The organism is Pantoea nemavictus (assembly GCF_037479095.1).
Classification (GTDB): domain Bacteria; phylum Pseudomonadota; class Gammaproteobacteria; order Enterobacterales; family Enterobacteriaceae; genus Pantoea; species Pantoea nemavictus.
Map to the genome: position 1 here is coordinate 3,198,647 of NZ_JBBGZW010000001.1, position 16,741 is coordinate 3,215,387.

At 54.0% G+C, this 16,741-nt stretch carries 18 protein-coding genes and 1 other RNA gene; 11 read left to right on the plus strand and 8 right to left on the minus strand.

The window, feature by feature from the left end; translation table 11 throughout:
* Nucleotides 1-97: 97 nt before the first annotated feature.
* Complete coding sequence (locus WH298_RS14580; RefSeq protein WP_007886959.1) at nucleotides 98-505, plus strand: YbgC/FadM family acyl-CoA thioesterase; 408 nt, start codon at nucleotides 98-100, stop codon at nucleotides 503-505.
* 37 nt (nucleotides 506-542) lie between these two features.
* Here the strand turns inward: WH298_RS14580 and queC are convergent, their stop codons facing one another.
* The gene (gene queC, locus WH298_RS14585; RefSeq protein WP_180823175.1) at nucleotides 543-1,238 is read right to left on the minus strand and encodes a 7-cyano-7-deazaguanine synthase QueC; all 696 of its coding nucleotides are present in this window, start codon (nucleotides 1,236-1,238) and stop codon (nucleotides 543-545) included.
* Nucleotides 1,239-1,434: 196 nt separating this feature from the next.
* Complete coding sequence (locus tag WH298_RS14590; RefSeq protein ID WP_180823176.1) at nucleotides 1,435-3,129, minus strand: SgrR family transcriptional regulator; 1,695 nt, start codon at nucleotides 3,127-3,129, stop codon at nucleotides 1,435-1,437.
* Between the two features lie 93 nt (nucleotides 3,130-3,222).
* Here WH298_RS14590 and cof point away from each other — a divergent pair, with 93 nt between their 5' ends.
* On the plus strand, nucleotides 3,223-4,044 hold the full coding sequence (cof, locus tag WH298_RS14595; RefSeq protein ID WP_180823177.1) for an HMP-PP phosphatase: 822 nt from the start codon (nucleotides 3,223-3,225) through the stop codon (nucleotides 4,042-4,044).
* Nucleotides 4,045-4,078: 34 nt separating this feature from the next.
* Here cof and WH298_RS14600 read toward each other — a convergent pair whose 3' ends face one another.
* The gene (locus WH298_RS14600) at nucleotides 4,079-5,113 is read right to left on the minus strand and encodes a PLP-dependent cysteine synthase family protein (protein WP_180823178.1); all 1,035 of its coding nucleotides are present in this window, start codon (nucleotides 5,111-5,113) and stop codon (nucleotides 4,079-4,081) included.
* Nucleotides 5,114-5,228: 115 nt separating this feature from the next.
* Between WH298_RS14600 and WH298_RS14605 the strand changes: the two genes are divergently transcribed.
* The 5 genes from WH298_RS14605 (at nucleotide 5,229) to amtB (ending at nucleotide 11,172) form a co-directional block, all read left to right on the plus strand.
* Complete coding sequence (locus WH298_RS14605; RefSeq protein ID WP_007886951.1) at nucleotides 5,229-5,690, plus strand: Lrp/AsnC family transcriptional regulator; 462 nt, start codon at nucleotides 5,229-5,231, stop codon at nucleotides 5,688-5,690.
* A gap of 23 nt (nucleotides 5,691-5,713) precedes the next feature.
* Nucleotides 5,714-7,483: a SmdA family multidrug ABC transporter permease/ATP-binding protein gene (locus WH298_RS14610; protein ID WP_049850819.1), complete on the plus strand. Its 1,770-nt coding sequence runs from the start codon at nucleotides 5,714-5,716 to the stop codon at nucleotides 7,481-7,483.
* A complete protein-coding gene (locus WH298_RS14615; RefSeq protein WP_049851204.1) occupies nucleotides 7,476-9,251 on the plus strand; it encodes a SmdB family multidrug efflux ABC transporter permease/ATP-binding protein in 1,776 nt (591 codons plus the stop codon). Before WH298_RS14610 ends, WH298_RS14615 begins: the two co-directional genes overlap by 8 nt.
* Before the next feature lie 259 nt (nucleotides 9,252-9,510).
* Complete coding sequence (gene glnK / locus WH298_RS14620; RefSeq protein ID WP_007886947.1) at nucleotides 9,511-9,849, plus strand: P-II family nitrogen regulator; 339 nt, start codon at nucleotides 9,511-9,513, stop codon at nucleotides 9,847-9,849.
* Between the two features lie 33 nt (nucleotides 9,850-9,882).
* The gene (gene amtB / locus WH298_RS14625) at nucleotides 9,883-11,172 is read left to right on the plus strand and encodes an ammonium transporter AmtB (protein ID WP_007886945.1); all 1,290 of its coding nucleotides are present in this window, start codon (nucleotides 9,883-9,885) and stop codon (nucleotides 11,170-11,172) included.
* Nucleotides 11,173-11,243: 71 nt separating this feature from the next.
* On the opposite strand, the gene tesB is transcribed toward amtB, so the two are convergent.
* Nucleotides 11,244-12,107: an acyl-CoA thioesterase II gene (gene tesB, locus WH298_RS14630; protein WP_180823179.1), complete on the minus strand. Its 864-nt coding sequence runs from the start codon at nucleotides 12,105-12,107 to the stop codon at nucleotides 11,244-11,246.
* Between the two features lie 205 nt (nucleotides 12,108-12,312).
* Here tesB and WH298_RS14635 point away from each other — a divergent pair, with 205 nt between their 5' ends.
* Entirely contained in the window at nucleotides 12,313-12,870 is a 558-nt protein-coding gene (locus WH298_RS14635) for a YbaY family lipoprotein (protein ID WP_007886942.1), read from the plus strand.
* 180 nt (nucleotides 12,871-13,050) lie between these two features.
* On the opposite strand, the gene WH298_RS14640 is transcribed toward WH298_RS14635, so the two are convergent.
* Complete coding sequence (locus tag WH298_RS14640; RefSeq protein ID WP_180823180.1) at nucleotides 13,051-13,362, minus strand: MGMT family protein; 312 nt, start codon at nucleotides 13,360-13,362, stop codon at nucleotides 13,051-13,053.
* A 178-nt stretch (nucleotides 13,363-13,540) separates the two neighbouring features.
* On the opposite strand from WH298_RS14640, the gene ffs reads away from it, so the two are divergent.
* Nucleotides 13,541-13,637: signal recognition particle sRNA small type (ffs, locus tag WH298_RS14645), an RNA gene on the plus strand.
* A gap of 130 nt (nucleotides 13,638-13,767) precedes the next feature.
* Here the strand turns inward: ffs and WH298_RS14650 are convergent.
* The 3 genes from WH298_RS14650 to WH298_RS14660 form a co-directional block, all read right to left on the minus strand.
* Nucleotides 13,768-13,986 carry an HHA domain-containing protein gene (locus WH298_RS14650; protein ID WP_007886938.1) on the minus strand — a complete coding sequence of 73 codons (219 nt, stop codon included), beginning with the start codon at nucleotides 13,984-13,986 and terminating at the stop codon, nucleotides 13,768-13,770.
* A 24-nt stretch (nucleotides 13,987-14,010) separates the two neighbouring features.
* The gene (tomB, locus tag WH298_RS14655; protein ID WP_007886936.1) at nucleotides 14,011-14,388 is read right to left on the minus strand and encodes an Hha toxicity modulator TomB; all 378 of its coding nucleotides are present in this window, start codon (nucleotides 14,386-14,388) and stop codon (nucleotides 14,011-14,013) included.
* A gap of 146 nt (nucleotides 14,389-14,534) precedes the next feature.
* The gene (locus WH298_RS14660) at nucleotides 14,535-14,888 is read right to left on the minus strand and encodes a hypothetical protein (protein ID WP_049850822.1); all 354 of its coding nucleotides are present in this window, start codon (nucleotides 14,886-14,888) and stop codon (nucleotides 14,535-14,537) included.
* Between the two features lie 340 nt (nucleotides 14,889-15,228).
* Here WH298_RS14660 and WH298_RS14665 point away from each other — a divergent pair, with 340 nt between their 5' ends.
* Together WH298_RS14665 and WH298_RS14670 are read left to right on the plus strand one after the other, a co-directional pair.
* Complete coding sequence (locus WH298_RS14665) at nucleotides 15,229-15,885, plus strand: metal ABC transporter ATP-binding protein (RefSeq protein ID WP_180823181.1); 657 nt, start codon at nucleotides 15,229-15,231, stop codon at nucleotides 15,883-15,885.
* Nucleotides 15,882-16,721, plus strand: a complete 840-nt coding sequence (locus WH298_RS14670; protein WP_049850823.1) for a metal ABC transporter permease — start codon at nucleotides 15,882-15,884, stop codon at nucleotides 16,719-16,721. Before WH298_RS14665 ends, WH298_RS14670 begins: the two co-directional genes overlap by 4 nt.
* Nucleotides 16,722-16,741 lie beyond the last annotated feature (20 nt).

Sequence of the window (16,741 nt, forward strand, 5' to 3'; positions counted from 1 at the left end):
ACTCGCGACTTTGAAGGATTGAAAAAGCCCCTATTCAGGCTGTGCTATGCTCAACAGGTCTTACCAGTTGTCATTCTCAGCCTGAACAGGAGCAACAATGCAAACCACAATTAAAGTGCGCGGGTATCATCTGGATGTTTATCAGCACGTGAATAACGCGCGCTATCTGGAGTTTCTTGAAGAGGCACGCTGGCAGTGGTTGGAGGATGTCGATGCCTTTCATTGGCTGATGGCGCAACAGCTGGCGTTTGTGGTGGTGAATATCAACATTAACTATCGTCGTCCGGCAGTGCTGGGCGACGTGCTGAATATTGAAAGTGAAGTATCTCAGCTAAGCGGTAAAAGTGGTGTGATCACGCAGCGCGTATTATTGGCGAAAGATAATTCGGTGGTGGCTGACGCAGCGCTAACCTTTGTTTGTATCGATTTACGCACGCAAAAAGCGGTGCCGATGGAGGGGGAGTTGCGCGATCGTATGGCGGCGTTGATGCTTGAGAGTCATTAGCTGGCATCAATGACGCCAGCTTACAGCGCAATCTGAATCAGCTGAGGCCGCTTTTCTGTTTCATCGCGGCCATCACGGCTGACGTGTTTTCCTGATACTCGGCTAAGCCGCGGGCACGTAAATGACAGGCTGCGCATTCGCCACATCCATCGCCCTTAATGCCGTTATAGCAGGTGAGGGTTTCGGCGCGTACCAGCGGCAACTGCTGCCAGTAATCTGCCAGCGCCCAAGTCTCCGCTTTGTTCAGCCACATTAGCGGCGTTTCAAAGCGAATATTGCGCGCCATCCCCAGACTGACGGCGTTATTCAGGGCTTTAACAAACTCATCGCGGCAATCCGGATAACCGGAGAAATCGGTCTCACATACGCCGGTGATCACTGCCTCAGCTTCAACCTGATAGGCATAAATTGAGGCCAGCGTCAGGAACAGAATATTGCGGCCCGGCACAAAGGTACTCGGTAAACCGCTGGCGTTAGGATCGTACGTCGGTACGGGAATATTATCGCGCGTCAGGCTGCTGACGGCTAACTCGTTGAGCAGCGTCACATCCAGCACTTTGTGCGCGCGGGCGCCGAGCTTTTGTGACAGCTCAGCCGCAACCTCAATCTCTTCGCGGTGACGCTGGCCGTAATCAAAGGTGACGCAATGCACTTCATCATAATGTTGCAGCGCCTGAATTAAACAGGTGGTGGAGTCTTGTCCGCCACTAAATACCACAACGGCTCTTTTCATTTTTTCTTCCCCAAAAATCAGTGCGCCTATGGTACTGGCTCAGACGCGGGCTGAACAGTATACCCGTCATACTTCGAGTCCCTTCATGGCGCCTACTCTTGGGTAGGTGCGTTGGCTGCGCGTGTTCACCCCGGTCACTTACTTCTGTAAGCTCCTGGAATTCACCCACTTGCCGCCTTTCTGCAACTCGAATTTTTTAAGGTGTAGCGCTGGCTGTGGTTGGCGGCGGAATCCAGGCGCGGGTGAAATCAAACCAGCCCAAACTGTTGAGTTGAATGCCCTCAACGCCAGGCGGAGCAAAAACCTGATAGCGATAGTTAAACAGTGGCAGAAGATGACCTGCGCGCATCAGATGCTGGAACAGTTGATGGGTTTGCTCGCCACGCAGCGTCGCGCTGGGTTGCTGGGCGATGGCGCTAAGCGGTTGTTGCAGCACGTCTTCGCGCAGCGGTTGCCATACCGCATCGTTCTCCAGCCAATTCACTAGCGTGAACAGCGGCGCATCGCCGATCAGCCGATCGCCCATCACGACATCAGCTTCACTGAGATCGATATCGTCGCGCCAACTTTTTACGTCGTGAAAAAAGCAGGTCAGGGTGCAGCCGTATTGCGCCAGTAGGGGGATCAGCGCTTGTGCCATGACATGCAACTCGACCGGTAAATGGTAATTCAGCGTCAGAGCTGGCGGCAGTGCAATGTTGTCGCACTCTGCAAACGGTACGGGCCAGCCGGGGAGCAGTTCGTGACTTGGGGTGATCAAGCCTTCATCCAGCGGCAACTGCTGAATCACGCCGCTACGCTGAATCAGCGCAATCAGCGATTTGGCCTGGTCGGCACTGAAGTGCGAAGAGATACGCGGTGCGAGATAGCAAAATCCGAGGCTTATGCTGCGATCTACTGACCGCAGCGTATCCAGTTCATCAGGATCGCCAATCGCGATTTGCACCGGGTGGCTACAGCTGGTGCCGAGATCACGATCAAACAGCTGTGGCGTGATCCAGTATTCCATCCGCTGGATCAGCGGGCGCTGCAAATGCCAGCGCGCATGGCTCTCCAGCCGCACCAGATCAGCGGTGAAGTGCGTCAGTTTCCATGCTCCGCTGCCAATATCAGCGAATTCAGGATGAGGTAACAAACAGAACTGATGCGCCAGCCGCTGCGGCAGCCAGTAATCGCTTTCGCGCAGTTTAATATGCACCGCCAGCGGATGCGGGGCTTCAATTTGCTCAATTGCCGCCAGCAGGCGCGAACCGCGCGGCGATTGCATGATCTGTTGCAGCTGCTCGACCAGTTGCGCCGCTTGCACCGGCTCATCGTTATGCCAGCTGAGCTGCGGGCGCAGCCAGAAGTACCATTCACGGCCGCTGGCATCGTGCTGCCAATGGTGAGCGATATCGCCTTCAACATCATTATCGCGAAAGCGCGTTAGCCCGGAGAAAACCTGGCGCGCCAGATGTTGCTCGGCGCGCCCGGTCAGCTGCAGCGGACGCAGCGGTTCCATCGCGCGGTAATAGGGGATGCGCAAAACCGGCGACTGGTTTTGCCATTGGCCGCCCATCAGCGGCCGCAGCATTTTCACCAGTCGATCGGGATGCAGATCCAGCACTTGTAAGGCTTGTACCGCTTCACCGGCATCAAGTTGCCGTGTTAACAACTGCTGCCGCAGCTGCTCCGGCGACAGCAGAAAAGTCAGCTCGCCCTGTTTGCCGCGTCCGGATTCAGCGCGCCAGCGTAGCCAACCCGCATCTTGCCATTGGCGTAGCAGCGTGCGCGCGTGGCGTTCACTGCAAAAACAGTGCTGTGCCATCACAGCGACGCTAAGACGTTGTGTTTCACCGTGGCTGAGTTGCCACAGACGCTGAAATTGGTTGACCCGATGCAGTTCGCGCATAGCTAAACCCGGAACAGTTTTTAAAAAGTATTCACTATTAGTTCCGTAATTACCAGGCGATAGTAGCCACCTCATTCAGACAGGAGAATTCGCATGGCTCGTCTCGCGGCATTTGATATGGACGGTACGCTGCTGCTGCCCACCCATCGGTTAGGTAATGAGACGCTGGCAAGCCTGCAGGCGTTGCATCAGCGCGGGGTAACTCTGGCTTTTGCCACCGGCCGCCATCTGATGGATATGCAGCGAGTCCGCGAGCAAATCACCTTGCCAGCATGGCTGATCACCGGCAACGGCACGCGTATTCATGATCTGGAAGGCAACCAGCTTTACGGCTGTGATTTGAGCTCATCAGTGGCTGAAGAGGTGATTCACACCCATTGGCAAACGCCGGCGTCGATTCATATTTTCAATGATGAAGGCTGGTTTACTGATAAGCCCATGCTTGGTGCGCTGGAAGCTCATGCGATGAGCGGCTTCCATTACCAACTGCGTGACTTGCGCCAGATGTCGGCGCATGAAGTGACTAAGATCTGTTTTATTGCGCCGCATGAAATGTTGCAGGCGTTAAGAAGTGAACTGCAGGCCGCATTAGGCGAGCGGGCAAATATTTGTTTTTCCGCGTGGGATTGCCTGGAGGTATTGCCGGTCGACTGCCATAAAGGCGCGGCGTTGGGACGTCTGTGTCAGCATCTTTCGCTGTCGCTCTCCGACTGCATGGCGTTTGGCGATGCGATGAACGATCGTGAAATGCTGGAGCGCGTGGGCAACGGATTTATTATGGGCAATGCAATGAATCAACTGAAAGCGTCATTGCCGCATTTACCGATTATTGGTCATTGCGAGACACAGGCGGTGTCTCACTACTTAAATCACTGGATGACCACACCACACCTCGATTATTCCCCCGAATGCTGAGGCTTACAGTGAACCGGACAGGACGTCCGGTTTTTTATTGCAGCTCATGCACCCACGGCGTAATGTCGCCGATATTCTGCTTCACCCATTCTGCATTGTAATAGGTATCGGGATAGCGCTCGCCGCTATCGCATAGCAGCGTCACCAGTGAACCTTGCTCGCCATTTTCCCGCATACGTTTTGCTATCTGCAACATGCCCCAGAAGTTAGTGCCGGTTGAAGCGCCAGGACGACGTCCAAGGATCTGCTCCAACTGCAGCATCGCAGCGACGGTCGCCCCATCCGGCACCTTCATCATTTCGTCAATCACGTCCGGTAAAAACGACGGTTCCACGCGTGGACGGCCAATGCCCTCAATCAAACTGCCGCGTTCGCTGCGCAGCGTAGTGTCGTGGCTGTGCCAGTAATCAAAGAACACAGAATGCTGCGGGTCGACCACCAGCAGGCGGGTATCGTGGCCCTGATAGCGGATGTAACGGCCTAATGTGGCTGAGGTCCCGCCGGTGCCGGCGCTCATGATGACGGTATGCGGTACCGGAAAAGGTTCATGCGACATCTGACGGAAAATGCTTTCGGCGATATTGTTGTTGCCGCGCCAGTCCGTCGCGCGCTCAGCGTAAGTGAACTGGTCCATAAAGTGGCCTTTTAATTCACGCGCTAAACGCTCGGATTCGCTATACAGCTGGCAGGGATCGGCGACGAAATGGCACTCGCCGCCATAAAAACGAATCATCTCGATTTTACGTTTGGCGGTACTGGCGGGCATCACCGCGATAAATGGCAGGCCAAGCAGCTGCGCGAAATAAGCTTCCGATACGGCGGTGCTGCCAGAAGAGGCTTCAATGATCGGCGTATTTTCACCGATCCAGCCATTAACCAAACCGTAGAGAAACAGGGAGCGCGCCAGGCGATGTTTCAGGCTGCCGCTAGGATGGGTACTTTCATCCTTTAGATAGCAGTGAATACCGGGGAAATCGTCCAGTTTGAAGCGGATGAGATGCGTATCCGCTGAACGCTGAAAATCGGCGTTAATTTCATTGATGGCGTGGCGAACCCAGAGCGTTTGCATGTTGCTTTTCCGTGATCATTATTGCGCACATTGTAAGGCACTGGCAGGAAAAAGAGGTTGCTTTAATCGGGATATAATGGTGCGCTTAGAGAAAATTTTTCTCCGGGAGTGGCAAATGTTAGATAAAACTGACCGTGCTTTGCTGGCAATGCTGCAGCAGGATTGCACGCTGTCGCTGCAGACGTTGGCCGAAGCCGTGAATCTCACCACCACGCCGTGCTGGAAACGCCTGAAAAAACTGGAAGATGATGGCATTATTCGTGCGCGTGTGGCGCTGGTGGACGGCGAGAAAATCGGTCTATCGCTCACCGCCTTTATGTTTGTTAAAACTCAACAGCACAGTAGCGAGTGGTTTAAGCAATTTGTCGCCGTGGTGCAGCAAATGCCGGAAGTGATGGCGTTTTACCGCATGGCGGGTGAGTACGATTATTTGCTGCGTATTCAGGTGGCGGACATGAAGAGCTATGACAACTTTTATAAGCGTCTGGTGAATGGTGTGCCGGGCCTGATGGATGTGACCTCCAGTTTTGCCATGGAAGAGATTAAATACACCACCGCATTGCCGGTAGCGCCCTAACGGGCAGAGAAAGAGACACGCTTGTGCGATTATTCAGCCAGTTAAGTTGGTATTTTTTGCGCGAGTGGCGGCGATATTTGGGTGCCGTCAGCTTGCTGATTGTTATTGCGCTGCTGCAGTTGCTGCCCCCGCACGTGGTCGGCGTGATTGTCGACGGCGTCACCCAGCATAACCTGAGCGCAGGGCAAATCTTCATGTGGATTGGCGTGATGCTGCTGACCGCGGTGATCGTCTATCTGCTGCGTTACGTCTGGCGCGTGCTGCTGTTCGGCGCCTCCTACCAATTGGCCGTTGAGCTGCGAGAAGATTTTTACCGTCAGCTCAGTCGCCAACATCCTGCCTTCTATCTGCGTCATCGCACGGGCGATCTTATCGCCCGTGCCACTAATGATGTTGATCGCGTGGTGTTTGCCGCCGGTGAAGGCGTGCTGACGCTGGTGGATTCGCTGGTAATGGGATTGGTAGTGCTGATCGTGATGAGCACACAAATCAGCTGGGAGCTGACGTTACTGGCGCTGATACCGATGCCGATTATGGCATTCGCTATTCAGAAAGATGGCGCACGCTTGCATCAGCGTTTCAAAGTGGCGCAGGCGGCCTTCTCCAGTCTTAACGATCAAACTCAGGAAAGCCTGACCAGCATTCGCATGATCAAGGCGTTTGGCCTTGAAGATCACCAGTCGCAACAGTTTGCGGGCATCGCCGCAGATACCGGCAAGAAAAATCTGCACGTGGCACGCGTTGACGCGCGTTTCGATCCCATCATTTACATCGCCGTCGGCTTCTCCAATCTGCTGGCGATTGCCGGTGGTGGCTGGATGGTGTGGAACGGCAGCTTAACGCTCGGTCAACTCACCAGTTTTGTGATGTATCTCGGTTTGATGATTTGGCCGATGCTGGCGCTGGCATGGATGATCAATATCGTCGAGCGTGGGAGCGCGGCGTGGAGCCGTATTCGCTCACTGCTGACAGAAGCGCCTGCGGTCGAAGATGGACAGAAAGTGTTACCACCTGAACCGGGCGTGCTGCAGGTTGCGATCCGTGAATTCCGCTATCCGGCCAGTTCCGGCGCGGTGCTCAGTCACCTCAATTTTCAGTTAAAACCGGGCCAGATGCTGGGATTATGTGGACCGACTGGCTGCGGTAAGAGCACATTGCTCAGCCTGATTCAGCGCCATTTCGATGTTGATCAGGGCGATATCCGCTATCACAACACGCCGCTGCCGCAGCTGCGGCTCGATAGCTGGCGCAGTCGGCTGGCGGTAGTGAGTCAGACGCCGTTCCTGTTCTCCGATACCATCGCTAATAATCTGGCGCTCGGCTGTCCGAATGCCACGCAACAAGAGCTGGAGCAGGTGGCGAAGATGGCCTGCGTGCACGACGACATTCTGCGCCTGCCGCAGGGCTATGAAACCGAAGTCGGCGAGCGCGGCGTGATGCTGTCCGGTGGACAGAAACAGCGCATTTCCATTGCACGCGCGCTGCTGCTGAATGCGGAAATCCTGATTCTGGATGATGCGCTGTCGGCGGTAGATGGCCGTACCGAGCATGACATTCTGCATAACCTGCGTCAGTGGGGCAAAGGGCGCACGTTAATTATCAGTGCGCATCGTTTGTCAGCGCTCACTGAGGCCAGCGAAATTCTGGTGCTGCAGCAGGGCGCAGTGGCGCAGCGTGGCGATCATGACACCTTAGCGGCAAAAGAGGGCTGGTATCGCGACATGTACCGTTATCAGCAGCTGGAAGCGGCATTGGATGACGATGAAGTGGCAGAAGGAGCAAGCCGTGGCTAAATCACAACGTCTGTGGCCGACGCTGAAACGTCTGCTGGCGTACGGCAAACCGTGGCGTAAATCGCTGTGGCTGGCGGTCGGTATGCTGTGGATTGCTGCCGCAGCTGAAGTTACCGGACCGGTTCTGGTGAGCTATTTCATCGATAATTTGGTAGCGAAGCATCAGATGCCGTGGGGCATTGCCGCTGGCTTGCTGGTGAGCTTTGTTTTGCTGCAATTGCTGGCGGCGGGATTGCACTATTTTCAAGCGTTGCTGTTTAACCGCGCGGCAATTGGCGTGGTGCAGCAACTGCGCGTTGATGTGATGAACGCGGCGCTACGCCAGCCGCTGAGCGCCTTCGACACGCAGCCGGTGGGGCAGATTATCTCCCGCGTCACCAACGACACCGAAGTGATCAAAGATCTCTACGTCACCGTGGTAGCCACCGTATTGCGTGCTGCTGCGCTGATTGGTGCGATGCTGGTGGCGATGTTCTCACTGGATTGGCGCATGGCGCTGGTCGCGCTGGTGATTTTCCCGTTGGTGCTGACGGTAATGCTGATATATCAACGCTTCAGCACGCCGATTGCACGTCGCGTACGCAGTTATCTGGCGGATATCAACAACGGCTTTAACGAAGTCATCAACGGCATGAGTGTGATCCAGCAGTTCCGCCAGCAGGCGCGCTTTGGTGAGCGCATGGGCGAAGCCAGCCGTTCACACTATCTGGCACGGATGGAAACGCTGCGGCTGGATGGCTTTTTATTGCGCCCGCTGCTGAGCCTGTTTTCCGCCATGATTCTTTGCGGTTTGCTGATGCTGTTTAGCTTTGCCACGCCGGGCGTGTTTGAAGTCGGCGTACTCTATGCCTTTATTACCTATCTTGGCCGGCTTAACGAGCCGCTGATTGAGCTGACCACGCAGCAGTCAATGCTGCAGCAAGCGGTAGTGTCTGGCGAACGTATCTTCGAACTAATGGATGCCGAACAGCAAGGTTACGGCGGTGATATTCAGCCGCTGGCCTCCGGCAGTATTTCGCTGCGTGATGTGAGCTTTGCCTATCGCGATAATCGCGATGTGTTGAGCAATATTAACCTTGAAGTGCCGGCGCGTAATTTTGTTGCGCTGGTCGGTCATACCGGCAGCGGTAAAAGCACCTTAGCCAATTTGCTGATGGGCTATTATCCGGTAACACGCGGTAGCATCGAACTGGATGGTCGCCCGCTGCCGCAGTTGTCGCATGCCGCCTTGCGTCAAAGTATTGCGATGGTGCAGCAGGACCCGGTGGTACTGGCAGATTCGCTGCTGGCCAACGTGCGTTTGGGCCGCGATATCCCGGAAGAGGAGGTGTGGCAGGCGCTGGAAACGGTGCAGCTGGCACCACTGGCACGCAGCATGGCTGAAGGGATTCACACGCGGCTGGGCGAGCAGGGTAACAATCTGTCGGTTGGGCAGAAACAGCTACTGGCGCTGGCTCGCGTGCTGGTTTCACTGCCGCAGATTTTAATCCTCGACGAAGCCACGGCCAATATAGACTCCGGTACGGAGCAGGCCATTCAGCATGCGTTACGGGCGCTGCGCCAGCACAGTACACTTGTGGTCATCGCGCATCGGCTTTCCACCATCACGGAAGCCGATCAGATTTTAGTGCTGCATCGCGGTCAGGTGGTTGAGCGCGGAACGCATGCTGAACTGCTGGCTGAGCAGGGCCGTTACTGGCAAATGTATCAGCTACAGCAGGCGGGCGATGAACTCGCGGCGGGCATCCCCGTACAAGCTGAAGGGTGAATTGCACCTTTTTTGCACAGTTTTATCGGAATGTTCTGTATTGATGCACCCCTTTGAGGCCTGGAGCACCAAAGGGGTGCAACATTGCAACACCTCTCTTGCCACCACTCCCCAATTAGCGCCATACCTCACATAACGAAGCGCCATGCAGCGCGCCCAGGCTACTGACATTCCCCTTTTTTTATTTATGGCACAGCCTTTGCTTATATCCCTACGTGTCCGCGAAGACTCACTCAATTTCTTATCCGGAGGGGAACGTATGAAGCTGGTTACCGTGGTAATCAAACCATTTAAGCTGGAGGACGTGCGTGAAGCCTTATCCTCTATTGGCATTCAGGGACTGACAGTTACCGAGGTGAAAGGTTTCGGTCGCCAGAAAGGTCACGCAGAGCTTTATCGCGGTGCCGAGTACAGCGTTAACTTCCTGCCAAAAGTAAAAATTGATATCGCTATTGCGGACGACCAGCTTGATGAAGTGGTCGATGTCATCAGCAAGGCCGCTTATACCGGCAAAATTGGCGACGGCAAGATTTTCGTCGCAGAACTGCAGCGCGTCATTCGTATTCGTACCGGCGAGACCGACGAAGCAGCACTGTAACTGGGGCTCTGAATTGTGATGGGATGGAAAGAAATGAATAAACTGATAACGAAGTTGGGCCTCACCAGCCTCGCGCTGTTACCTTCTCTGGCGATGGCGGCAGCACCTGCGGTGGCAGATAAAGCTGATAACGCCTTTATGATGATCTGTACCGCGCTGGTACTGTTTATGTCAATTCCAGGCATTGCGCTGTTCTACGGTGGTTTGATCCGCGGGAAGAACGTGCTGTCAATGCTGACTCAGGTTGCGGTGACGTTTTCACTGGTGTGTGTGCTGTGGGTCATCTATGGCTACTCGCTGGCGTTCAGCGAAGGTAACGCCTTCTTTGGTAGCTTCCAGTGGGCCATGCTGAAAAATATTGAGCTGAAAGCCTTGATGGGCAGCTTCTATCAGTACATCCATGTCGCGTTCCAGGCTTCCTTCGCCTGTATCACCGTTGGCCTGATTGTGGGTGCGTTAGCTGAGCGTATTCGCTTCTCTGCGGTACTGATTTTCGTGGTGGTGTGGCTGACGCTGGCCTATCTGCCAATCGCACACATGGTTTGGGCGGGCGGCTTGCTGGCGCAAGATGGCGCGCTCGACTTCGCAGGCGGTACTGTAGTGCACATCAACGCCGCTGTTGCCGGTCTGGTCGGTGCTTACCTGGTGGGTAAACGTGCTGGTTTCGGTAAAGAAGCGTTCAAACCGCACAACCTGCCAATGGTATTCCTTGGTACGGCGATTCTGTATGTGGGCTGGTTCGGCTTCAACGCCGGTTCTGCATCTTCTGCTAACGAAATCGCTGCGCTGGCCTTCCTGAATACCGTTGTAGCAACGGCGGGTGCTGTTCTGTCCTGGGTGTTTGGCGAGTGGGCGGTACGTGGTAAACCTTCTCTGCTGGGTGCTTGCTCGGGCTTCATTGCGGGTCTGGTGGCGATTACCCCAGCCTGTGGTTACGTGGGTGTTGGCGGCGCGCTGATCATCGGTCTGGCGGGTGGCTTAGCCGGTCTGTGGGGTGTGACAACGCTGAAGAAATGGCTGCGCGTTGATGACCCATGCGATGTATTCGGTGTGCACGGCGTGTGTGGCATCCTCGGCTGCATCCTGACCGGTGTGTTCGCTTCATCTTCACTGGGCGGCGTTGGCTACGCAGAAGGCGTGACTATGGGCCATCAGGTGTGGATTCAGCTGTTCAGCGTGGGTGTGACTATCGTCTGGACTGCGGTTGTTGCCTTCATCGGCTTTAAACTGGCGGATATGATTGTTGGCCTGCGTGTTCCGGAAGATCAGGAACGTGAAGGTCTGGATGTGAATAGCCACGGCGAGAACGCTTACAACCAGTAATCGTCGGGTTAAAGAAGAGCAGTGCGCTAAAATTATAAGAAAACAGAGGGGCGATGATTTCGCCCCTTTTTTTATGCCTCGCGCTGACGCATTACACCTTCCTGCACGGTGGTGGCCACCAGCCGGCCATCTTGCGTATAAAACTCACCACGCACAAATCCGCGTGCACCTGATGCAGATGTACTCACCACGCTGTACAGCAGCCACTGTGACAAGTCGAATGGGCGATGGAACCACATAGAGTGATCGATGGTGGCAACCTGCATATCCGCCTCAAGGAAGCCTTTACCGTGCGGCTGTAGCGCAACTGGCAAGAAGTTGAGATCCGAGGCATAACCGAGCAGATATTGATGAATGCGGCGATCGTCCGGCAACTCGCCGTTAGCGCGAATCCACACCTGGCGCAGCGGTTCGTCGACGTGACCTTTCAACGGGTTATGAATCTGCACCGGGCGGATATCCAAAGGACGTTCGGCGAGGAATTTCTCTTTTAATTTCAGCGGCAAATGTGCGGCCAGCTTTTTCGCCAAATCCTGCTCCGATGGCAGATTATCCGGGCCTGGCACCTGCGGCATGCTGTTTTGATGTTCGAAGCCACTTTCTGGAGCCTGGAACGATGCCGTCATGTAGAAAATCGGCTGGCCATTCTGCACGGCGCTGACGCGGCGCGCACTGAAGCTTTTGCCATCTCGCAGCGTTTCGACATCATAAATAATGGCTTTCTGGCTATCGCCTGGACGCAGAAAGTAGCTGTGGAAGGAGTGAATAATGCGTTCTTCCGGCACCGTTTGTTTCGCAGCATATAGTGCCTGTCCCACTACCTGACCACCAAACACCTGGCGCAGGCCAAGGTCTTCGCTCTGACCGCGAAATAGCCCTTCTTCCAGTTTTTCCAGATTTAATAAATTAAGCAGGTTGTGCAGTGCCTGACTCATAGCGGATTCCTCAGTGTGACTTATCGCGCCAGTGTGAAAGATCCGACCAGTTTCCGTCAATGATTTTGCCGTACTTTCAGCAAGCTGGCTGATGCTTTAGGCGCAATCCCGATATTTGTGCCAGAATTAAGGGCATTCGGCGGTAGAAAATCCAGGTATTAAATTTACCGCCGACAATCATAGTGTTCATAAGGAGACGACATCGATGAAACTCTGGCAAGTTATTAGCGGTATGACCCTGGCCGCAGCGATTACAGGTTGTGCCGACCACAGTAAACCGGTAGCTACCCCAACGCTCGGCTCAGCGGTAGCAGGGCAGCAGGCCGCCATCGCGCAGCCAAATGTCAGTGGCTCGGTGTATATTCGCCAGCGCATTGCGCTGCCGCCGGATTCCGTGCTGACTGTCACGCTCTCTGATGCGTCGCTGGCCGATGCGCCATCGAAGGTGCTGTCGCAGCGCGTAGTGCGTACTGAAGGGAAACAGGCGCCGTTCCAGTTTGTCTTGCCGTTTAATCCGGCAGACATTCAACCCAACGCGCGCATTCTGTTAAGTGCGGCCATTTCAATTGATGGCAAGCTGGCGTTTATCACCGATACGGTGAAACCGGTGATTAATCAGGGCGGAACCAAAGCAGAACTGCTGCTAGTGCCGGTGACTAACGTCGCGATGCAAACCCAACCGGGCGCAGCGACTACGGTGCCTTCGACATCACCGACGCAGGTTACGCCATCGGCTTCGGTACCCGCTCCGACGAGTCTTTAAATCGATCAATGGGGCGAGAGAGCGCCGGAAGTCAACATTGTTCCGTAAAGCCGCTGTCTCGTCCCTGATCGCTCGGCACACGCCATCCATGGCGTGTGACGCTTTACTCCACAACGATGACTTCCGGCGTATTGAGTTGAGTGCGGTTTGTCGCCTGTCTGAGCGCGTCATATAGCACCGCTAAATTTGCCAGCGATATTTTTCCAACTCGATCTCCCCAGCATCACTCACTTCAATTCCTTCCGCTTCTAACGCATCACGCTGACGAAACAGATCGTCGCCCTGCAGAGAAATACGACCATGGCGATTGATGACGCGAAACCAGGGCAATTTGCTGCCTTCTGGCAAACGGCGTAATACGCCACCCACCTGACGAGCTGCACGTGGCGAACCTGCCAGCTGGGCAACATCACCGTAAGTGATGACTTTTCCTGGCGGAATGGCCGCAATAATCTGCCAGACGCGCTGAGAGAAATTGTTCTGGTCGCTCATGTGCGCACCTATTTTTATTGAAGAAAGGGCAAACTTTAGCATGCAGAAGGGTAGACAGCAGCGCTTAGCTGTGTGCTTGTGCAAGAAACCAACGGTTGTCTGGCCTACGCTTGCAATTGCCAGGGGGTTACTTGATAATGCCTGCGCTCTCGAAATGAGGGCTCGTCAATGGGGGCCCTGTTGGTTCTCCCGCAACGCTAACTTGTGAACTCGGTCAGATCCGGAAGGAAGCAGCCGCAGCAGGCGACGCGTGTGCCGGGATGTAGCTGGCAGGGCCCCCACCCATTTTATCTCCCTTCAGAAATCCCACAGAATTTAACCCATAGAGAAATCTGGCACTCCTTTGCCGGTGAATCACTCCTTGATAAAACGATGACGTTGCAGAATGGCTGTTAGAGGAAAATCTTAGCGGACGAACTTCCAGACAGAAACCGGTACTTTATCGTAAAGCTTATTCATGGTCAGTTCAGCCAGACGGTGATCGGCTGCCGAATAGAATACCGCGAGTTCATTATCAGGTAATTCGTACTTGTTTTTTTCGATCACCCGTTCAAGGGTATCGATTGAGCGACAGCGGCGCAGTCGCATCAAATAATCTGTTTTGGTTAAGGCTTGGTTGCTCATAAATAAACCGGTCTCAGTCTGGTGCTAAAAGGAATGGCTAGGTTGTTGGAGATAAGCACACTCTTCGGCAAACAGATTAAATAAGCGTTTTGCTGAACGCTGCCACCGTTGTAGATCCTGAGTATTGATTCCATAGCTGCTGAACAGCATAAAGGTATCGTCAAGATATTCATCGATTTGCGTAATCAGGGCTTCATCTTCAACGTGCTTAATTTTGTAATTCATCGTGAAAGAAGCGATATGCTCAATCAAATCGTTGAGCTGTAAATTGCTTTCAGAAGTAGGATCATTAACCCAGCCATGATGGCTATCAGTCAATGTCGCCATACTTTCATCGAACAAGTTCTCACACAGGTATTTAAGCTGGGCAATATCATGCCGTTTCGGTGAGTATTCGTCCATCTTTTTCCCCTCCATAGCTAGCACAGTTACCGCAGCGCGGCGAGATTAGGAAAAGCTACCAGGAAGCGATCACGAATAAAGCGTATTCAGCGACTCCTTAAATGTAATCCACAATCATTAGCTTTGCTCACCTCAATTACCAAATATTACAATTCGTCGGCAGGAGAGGGGCGGGTATTGTCAATCACTTCAAACACCAGTGCGCCGGGGTTTACCTGGAACATCACTTCTTCACGACGCGTAAACGTTTCATTTAAATCCAGGCAAGGATTAAATAAATTCCAGTTGAAATCGTAAAGCATTTTAAATCGATTATTGTCGGTTGGTTGAATAGAAATAATCTGGAAGCTGTCGGGAACTAATTGCGCGTTTTGAGAATACCACTGTAAATCACCGGCTAATGCCTCGGCTATTTTGAGAATATTCCCCTGGATAATTCTTACTAACTTTTCGCAATCGTCCTCATCCACAGCAATATCACAATGAATAATAGACGGCATTTTGTATCCAGTAAAAGAATGATGTTTCTATCATTGAGCTTCTTGCCCGACATTGCAAGTCGCTAATAAACAGAAAGAGTAATCGTTGTGATGGGTTTCATAACTCAATCAAGTAAAAACGGTGAATTACCGGGAATATCTTCGCCAGCGGTCAACTTTTGAAACACTTTTACTCAGGCGCAATGAAGGCGGAATCGGGTACCATTATTGTTATGTTATAACATTATTGGTTATTGAGTATGAATCACAGCGGTTTACTTCTATCCCTTGGCGGCCGGTTACTGGTCGCGCTGGCGTTGATTGCCTTTCTGGCGCTGGCATTATGGTGGGGAATGCAGAAATGATGCATTTCAACCGCTTACAGGCAGGTTATCAGGGGCGGGCGGTAACGCCAGTTATTAACGGCGAGCTGACAAAGGGCAGCATGACGGCGCTGATTGGTGCTAATGGCAGCGGAAAATCGACCTTATTGAAAACCATTGCTGGTTTACTGCCGCCAATTTCCGGTCACTGTGAATTGCAGATTCAGCGCAAAGCGCTGGGGTGGCTACCGCAGCGCAGCGAACTTGAAACGCGTTTTCCTCTTACGGCTTATGAACTGGTGGCGATGGGGTGCTGGCCGCGCTGCGGCTGGTTCGGCAGCATCAATCGGTCCTTATGCAAAGAAATTGACGCAGCGCTGGATGCGGTCCAGATGCGTGAGTTTGCTGATGCTCAACCTTCTACCTTATCCGGTGGACAACTGCAGCGAGTGCTGTTCGCGCGTCTGATGCTGCAGCGCAGCCAGCTCTGGCTGCTGGATGAACCCTTCAACGGTATTGATACGCAAACCGTCACGCTGCTGATGTCCATTCTTGAGCAGCAGCAGCGAGCGGGAACCACAATATTGGTGGTACTGCACGATCGCCCGCTGGTGGCGCGTTATTTTCAGGATGTGTTGTCACTGGATGACACTGACTCTGCACACGCTCCGCAATTGCGCAAGGTGGCGTCGTGACATTAATTCAACCCTTCATCGAATTTGGTTTCATGCGCCGTGCGCTAGTCGCCTGCGTGGCACTGGCGATCAGCGCAACTCCGCTGGGCGTGTTCCTTTCACTGCGCCGCATGAGTTTGGTCGGCGATGCGCTATCACATGCCGTATTACCCGGCGCGGCGATGGGTTATCTGGTATCGGGATTATCGCTGGTGGCGATGGGCATTGGCGGCCTGATTGCCGGTTTGGCAGTGGCGCTGCTCTCCGGCGCGGTTAGCCGTTATACGCACTTGAAAGAGGATGCCAGCTTTTCTGGCTTCTACCTCGGTTCGCTCGCGCTCGGTGTCACGCTGGTGTCGCTACGGGGTTCCAGCGTCGATCTTCTGCACGTGTTATTTGGATCGCTGCTGGCGGTGGATAACGCGGCGATTCTGTTGGTCGGCGGCATTGCGGCTTTCACTTTGCTGCTGCTGGCGGTGATCTTCCGTCCGCTGGTGATAGATGCATTCGATCCCGATTTCCTGCGCGCCCAAGGCAAATGGAGCGCGCCGCTGGTGCACGGGTTGTTCCTGATGCTGGTGGTGCTCAATCTGGTGGCAGGCTTTCAGGTGCTGGGCACGCTGATGTCAGTGGGATTGATGATGTTACCTGCAACCAGCGCGCGCTTCTGGAGCCGCCATCTCGCCTGCATGCTCGGCATCGCCATGCTGCTGGCGATCGTCTCTGCGTTTATCGGCCTGATTCTATCGTGGCATTTCTCGCTGCCGGCTGGACCTGCGGTAGTGCTGAGTGCTGCGGTGCTCTTTCTACTTTCTGTTTTGACAGGACCATGTGGCGGCCTGTTGCGCCGCCGATAACGAAACCAATAAAGGGGATA